At 68.9% G+C, this 6,411-nt stretch carries 6 protein-coding genes; all 6 read right to left on the bottom strand.

Annotated features, from left to right (window positions below; genetic code table 11):
- Positions 1 to 1,235, bottom strand: a 1,235-nt coding sequence (locus tag GH736_RS14910) for a RelA/SpoT family protein (protein WP_159604706.1), incomplete at its 3' end; no start/stop codon positions are given.
- Between the two features lie 71 nt (positions 1,236 to 1,306).
- The gene (gene secF, locus GH736_RS14915) at positions 1,307 to 2,326 is read right to left on the bottom strand and encodes a protein translocase subunit SecF (protein WP_159604708.1); all 1,020 of its coding nucleotides are present in this window, start codon (positions 2,324 to 2,326) and stop codon (positions 1,307 to 1,309) included.
- Positions 2,326 to 3,942: a protein translocase subunit SecD gene (secD, locus tag GH736_RS14920; protein WP_203230790.1), complete on the bottom strand. Its 1,617-nt coding sequence runs from the start codon at positions 3,940 to 3,942 to the stop codon at positions 2,326 to 2,328. Before secD ends, secF begins: the two co-directional genes overlap by 1 nt.
- A gap of 180 nt (positions 3,943 to 4,122) precedes the next feature.
- Entirely contained in the window at positions 4,123 to 4,509 is a 387-nt protein-coding gene (gene yajC / locus GH736_RS14925) for a preprotein translocase subunit YajC (protein ID WP_159604710.1), read from the bottom strand.
- 72 nt (positions 4,510 to 4,581) lie between these two features.
- The gene (ruvB, locus tag GH736_RS14930; RefSeq protein WP_159604712.1) at positions 4,582 to 5,652 is read right to left on the bottom strand and encodes a Holliday junction branch migration DNA helicase RuvB; all 1,071 of its coding nucleotides are present in this window, start codon (positions 5,650 to 5,652) and stop codon (positions 4,582 to 4,584) included.
- Complete coding sequence (gene ruvA, locus GH736_RS14935) at positions 5,649 to 6,269, bottom strand: Holliday junction branch migration protein RuvA (RefSeq protein ID WP_159604714.1); 621 nt, start codon at positions 6,267 to 6,269, stop codon at positions 5,649 to 5,651. Before ruvA ends, ruvB begins: the two co-directional genes overlap by 4 nt.
- Positions 6,270 to 6,411: the final 142 nt, after the last annotated feature.

Here is a 6,411-nt window from a genome sequence, read left to right on the forward strand (position 1 = left end):
CCGATCTCGAACCGGAGCGAATCCAGGAACTCTCCGGGGTCGGCTGTCTCGGCCTGCCAGTCCGAGATGTGCGCGAGCCAGGCCATGTCGGTGTCGTTGGCGTTCTGGGCGTCGGTGGTGCGCCCCGAGTTCATCCGCTCCTTGTACTTCCAGTGCGCTGCGACACCGTACTCGGCGCGCTGGTGCATGTCGTGCGTGCGGATCTGGATCTCGACCGCGCGACCCTTTGGACCGATGACCGTCGTGTGCAGCGACTGGTAGAGGTTGAACTTCGGGGTCGCGATGTAGTCCTTGAACCGCCCGGGCAGTGGAGTCCATCGCGCGTGGATGGATCCGAGCACGGCGTAGCAGTCGCGCACGGAGTTCACGAGCACCCGGATGCCGACGAGGTCGTAGATCTCGTCGAAGTCGCGTCCGCGCACGATCATCTTCTGGTAGATCGAGTAGTACTGCTTCGGCCGACCCATGACCTTGCCGCGGATCTTCGAGGCCTTCAGGTCTTCGCCCACGAGGTCGATGACGTTCTGCACGAACTCCTCGCGTTGCGGCGTGCGCTGGCGAACGAGGCTCTCGATCTCGGCGTAGAGCTTCGGGTACAGCACGGCGAACGACAGGTCTTCGAGTTCCCACTTGATCGCCTGGATGCCGAGCCGATGCGCCAGCGGCGCGTAGATCTCGAGCGTCTCAGTGGCCTTGCGCGACGCCGACTCGGCGGGCACGAAACCCCAGGTGCGGGCGTTGTGGAGCCGGTCGGCCAGCTTGATGATGAGGACCCTGATGTCCTTCGACATCGCGACGATCATCTTGCGGACGGTCTCGGCCTGGGTCGAGTCGCCGTACTTGACCTTGTCGAGCTTGGTGACGCCGTCGACGAGCATCGCGATCTCGTCACCGAAGTCGGCGCGCACCTGGTCGAGCGTGTACGCGGTGTCTTCCACCGTGTCATGCAGCAGCGCCGCGGCGACCGTCTTCGAGCCGATGCCGAGGTCGGCGAGGATCTGCGCGACCGCGATGGGATGCGTGATGTAGGGCTCGCCGCTCTTGCGCTTCTGCCCCTCGTGGGCGCGCTCAGCGACCGTGTACGCGCGCTCGATCAGTCCGAGATCGGCCTTCGGATGGTGCATCCGCACCGTGCGCATGAGCGTCTCGACGGCACCTGACGGCTGCGCCTTCGAGAAGATCCGGGGAACCAGGCGGCGCAGCGAAGCGGTCGAGTTGACTCCCGCCTCGGTCATGCGCGCACCTCCAGAACTCAATTATCGTCGCTCGGAGAGGTCTTCCGTGCCGCTCTCGCCCCAGGCGAACATCACGCGGTGGGGAGCGCCTCGGCGTCGCGCACGACGGCCGCCGCGCGGTCGCGCTCCTTCAGCACCTTCTGGTCGTGACGGCGGATCGCCGGCTCACCCTCGCGGAGCTGCGAATACAGCGGCGCGGCGATGAACACCGTCGACCAGGTGCCGACCAGGATGCCGATGAGCAGTGCGAGCGAGATGTCGCGCAGGGTGTCCGCGCCGAGCACGCCGGCACCGATGAAGAGGATCGCCGCGACCGGCAGGGCCGCCACCACGCTCGTGTTGATGGAGCGCACCAGGGTCTGGTTCACGGCGAGGTTCACCGACTCGGCGAACGTGCGCCGCGACTCCTGTCCGTCCTCGGTCGTGTTCTCGCGGATCTTGTCGAACACCACGACGGTGTCGTACAACGAGTAACTCAGGATCGTCAGGATGCCGATGGTGGCTGCAGGGCTGATCTCGAAGCCGACCGCCGCATAGAGTCCGACGGTCACGATCAGGTCGCCGATCAGGGCGAGGATGGCGGCGAGGGACATCTTCCAGGTGCGGAAGTACAGCGCCATGATGATGCCGGCCAGCAGCAGGAACGCGGCGAGGCCGACGAGGGCCTGCCTCGTGACATCCGCACCCCAGCTCGGCCCGATGAACGACGACGTCACCTCGGACACGGGCACGTCGTAGGCCTCGGCGAGGGCGTTCGCCACGGCGAGCGAGTCCTCCTGCTCGAGCTGGTCGGTCTGCACCCGCACGCCCGTGCCGCCGACGATCGTGACGTGCGTATCGGCGTCGGGGACGACGGATGCCACGGCGTCGACGGCGGGCTGGGCCTCGGCGTTCTCGATGCCGGCGATCTGGAACTGCGATCCGCCGCGGAACTCGATGCTGAAGTTGACGCCCCTGAGCACCGGGATGAGCACCGTGAGGATGATCAGCACGCCGGCGATCGCGTACCACTTGTTGCGGCCGCCGACGAAGTTGAACGAGCGCTTGCCCGTGTAGAGGTCGTTGCCGAATGTGGTGAGCCGGTTGGCCATCAGGACTCCTTGCCTTCGCTCGAGCCGCTGCCGACGCCTGCGGTGGCCTTGCGTTCTGCGATGGTCTGGCGCTTCTGCGCCTCTCGTGCGCTCGAGGCGACCTTGCCCGCGGGCACGGCGACCGGCTTGCGGAACTCGGCGCGGCCGCGGTACACGGCCCCGAGGGCGTTCGGGTCGAGACCCGACCACGGGTTGCCGCTCGAGAAGAACCGCGTCTGCGCGAGCAGCTGCAGCATCGGGTGGGTGAACAGGATCACGACGACGACGTCGATGATCGTGGTGAGGCCGAGCGTGTACGCGAAGCCCTTGACGCTGCCGACGGCGAGGACGAACAGCACCACGGCCGCGAGCAGGTTGACGCCCTTCGACGCGAGGATCGTGCGGAAGGCCCGCTTCCATCCCGCCTCCACGGCGCCCACCAGTGGACGGCCGTCGCGCAACTCGTCGCGGACGCGTTCGAAGTACACGATGAACGAGTCCGCTGTGAAGCCGATCGCGACGATCAACCCCGCGATGCCCGCGAGCGAGAGGCGGTACCCCTCACGCCACGACAGGATCGTGATCGTCAGGTACGTGATCAACGCGGCGATCACGAGCGACGCGATGGTCACCGACCCGAGCGCCCGGTACTGGAAGAGCGTGTAGATGACGACCAGGATGAGGCCGATCAGGCCCGCGATGAGGCCCGACTGCAGCTGCGACGTGCCGAGCGTGGCGGAGATCGTGTCCGAGGACTGCACCGTGAAGCTGAGCGGCAGGGCGCCGAACTTCAGCTGGTCCGCGAGCGACTTCGACGACTCCTGCGTGAAGCTGCCGGTGATCTGGGGTCGACCGTCGGTGATCGCGCCGTTCATCTGGGGCGCGGTGAGCACCGCGCCGTCGAGGACGAAGGCGAACTGGTCGCGGGGCGTCTGGCCCTGCAGACCGAAGAGCCGCGTGCTGACCGTGGCGAAGTCCTTGGTGCCCTGGTCGTCGAACTGGATGTTGACGGCCCACTGACCGGTGCTCGCACCCGTCGAGGTCTGCACCATGCCGTTGCTGGCGTCGACGATGTTCTCGCCGCTGGCCTCCACCGGACCCAGCAGGTACTTCGCCGTGCGCGAGACGTCGCAGGTGACGAGCGGCTCGTCCGCCGGCGCGACGTTGGCGTCGGCGTCGTCGAGCGTCGAGCAGTCGAAGTTGTCGAACTCGTCCTGCAGTGCCGGGGTGACCCACGCCGGGTCGCTGCCGTCGGTCGGCACCGCGGTCGGCGTCGACTCGAGCTCTTCGGCGGGCTCGGTCGGCTCGGCGCTGGGGCTCGGGTCGATGGACTGGTTCGTGGCCGCATCGGCGAGCAGCACGGCGCGGAGCTCGAGCTTGGCCGACGACTCGATGCGGGACCGCGTCTGGTCGTCGAGCTCGCCGGGGATGCGCACGACGACGTTCGATCCCTCGGTGTTGATCTCCGCCTCGGCGACACCGGAAGCGTCGACGCGCTGGCGGATGATCGAGACCGCCTGGTCGAGCTGCTCCTGCGAGACGGATGCGCCCGACTCGACCTTGGGCTCGAGGATGATCTGCGTGCCGCCCTCGAGGTCGAGCGCGAGCTTGGGGGTCCAGGACCCGCCGCCCCACATCACGCCGGCCGCGTTGATCGCGAAGAGTCCGACGATGATCACGCCGAGCCAGGTGAGCGATCTCCAGGCCTTGCGAACGGGGGTCGGCCGGGATGACCGCTTGGATGGTGCAGCCACAGGTTCTGCTTTCTCTGCAAGAGCCCGCGCGACAGCGCGCGGACCGAGCTTGGTTCGGGAGTCTTAGTCGTCCGACTTCTTGGTGTCGGGCGTCTCGTCGGTGGTCGCGTCGTCGACGCGCTCACCGAACTCCGGCGCGCCCTCGAGGGGGGACCCGCCGACCTCGGTGACGGGGGCGACCGCAGCCGGCTCGACCACGCGGGCGATCGTCTGGCGGTGGACGGTGAGCACGGTGCCGGGCGAGGTCTCGAGGAGGACCTGGTTCTCGTCGTCGTCGATCGAGAGGATGGTGCCGTAGACGCCGAAGTTGGTCATCACCTTCGCGCCCGCCGTGACCTTCGACTGCAGCTCCCGCGCATCGGCCTGCCGCTTGCGCGAGTTGCGGAACATGAAGAAGATCAGCACCGCCAGGACGGCGAGCATGATGATAGTGAACGGATCGAACGTCATGAGGGGAGGGAACCTTCCGGTGTGCGGCGGGCCGCACGGAGTCGACGGCGTTGAGGACCAAGCCTCAAAGGATTATAGGTCATCGATCGGGAGGGTGGCTGCGCCCTCGGGAGCGCCCTGGGCCAGACCGAAGTGGCGCCACGCCGAGGGCGTCGCCACCCGCCCGCGCGGCGTGCGGGTGATGAGCCCGATGCGCACCAGGAACGGCTCCACCACGGCCTCGATCGTCTCTGACTCCTCGCCCACCGAGACGGCGAGCGTGTTGAGCCCCACGGGGCCTCCGCCGAACCTCGTGAGGATGATCATCATGACGGCGCGATCGAGCCGATCGAGGCCGAGTGCGTCGACGTCGTAGAGGTCGAGCGCGGCCCGGACCGCCGTGACATCAGCGTCGCCGCCGTGCACGAGCGCGAAGTCGCGGACGCGGCGCAGCAGGCGGTTGGCGATGCGGGGGGTGCCTCGGCAGCGACCCGCGATCTCCGCGATCGCCTCGCGGTCGATCGCGAGCCCGAGCAGCGTTGCGGCGCGCGCGAGCACCTGCTCGAGCTCGGCCTCATCGTAGAACTCCAGGTGCGCCGTGAACCCGAACCGGTCGCGCAGCGGATTGGGCAGGAGGCCCGCCCGGGTGGTCGCGCCGACGAGCGTGAACGGCGCGAGGTCGAGTGGGACCGACGTGGCGCCCGCACCCTTGCCGACCATGATGTCGATGCGGAAGTCCTCCATCGCGAGGTACAGCATCTCCTCGGCGGAACGCGCCATGCGGTGGATCTCGTCGATGAAGAGCACCTCGCCCGGTACCAGCGAGCTCAGGATGGCCGCGAGATCGCCGGCGTGCTGGATGGCCGGGCCGCTGGACATGCGCAACGGTCGCCCACCCTCATGGGCCACGATCATGGCGAGGGTGGTCTTGCCGAGCCCTGGAGGCCCTGCGAGCAGGATGTGGTCGGGCGTGCGCTGCTGCAGGGTGGCCGCGGTCAGCAACAGCTGAAGCTGCCCCCGCACGCGCGTCTGACCCACGAACTCGGCGAGGCTGCGCGGCCGGAGCGCACCCTCGAACGCGAGTTCGGCCTCGGAGGCGAGCACCGGGTCGGTCAGGTCGACCTCGACGCCGAGGTCGCCGTCGTCGAGGCCGCTCGCCGTCATCGCGCCCGCCCCGCATGCTGGGCGGGACCGAGTCGCGCGAGGGTGAGGCGGAGCACGGATGGGACCGAACCCGCCTCGGTCTCGGACGCCACGGCCATCGTCTCGTCGACGGCCTCGGCGGCGACCCGCTCGGACCAGCCGAGCCCGGTGAGCGCAGCGAGCACGCTCTCGGCGACCCCACCGGTGACGACGGGGGCAGCGGTCGGCCCCGAGGGCCGCGCCACCAGCTTGCCGGCGAGCGAGAGGGTGATGAGCTTCGCGGTCTTGGGCCCGATGCCGCTGACCTTGCGGAACACGGCATCGTCGTCGCCCTGCACCGCCGCGGCCACCTGGTCGGGCGACAGGGCGGAGAGCACGCCGAGGGCCGACTTCGGGCCGACGCCGGTGACCCCGAGGAGCAGCTCGAACACGTCGAGCTCATCACGGGAGGCGAACCCGAAGAGGGTCAGTGCATCCTCCCGTACGACGAGGCTCGTATGCACCGAGGCCTCGTGCCCCTCGCGGCACGCCAACGCGAATGCGGGGGTGGTGTTGACGTGGAACCCGACGCCGCCGACCTCGATCACGACCGAACTGCCGGCCGCCGTCAGGACGCGGCCGCGGAGAGAGGAGATCACTCCTTCACCCTACGGGCCGCCCCCGACACGGCGGCCGAACGCTCGGCGGCGATCCACGCCCGCTGGGCCGGGGTGAGCGTGGTGCCAGGAGCCGGCGGCGAAGCGGCGTCGAGCACGGCCGCGCCCGCCACTCCCCCCGTGC

The sequence above is a fragment of the Agromyces humi genome, assembly GCF_009720255.1.
GTDB lineage: Bacteria > Actinomycetota > Actinomycetes > Actinomycetales > Microbacteriaceae > Agromyces > Agromyces humi.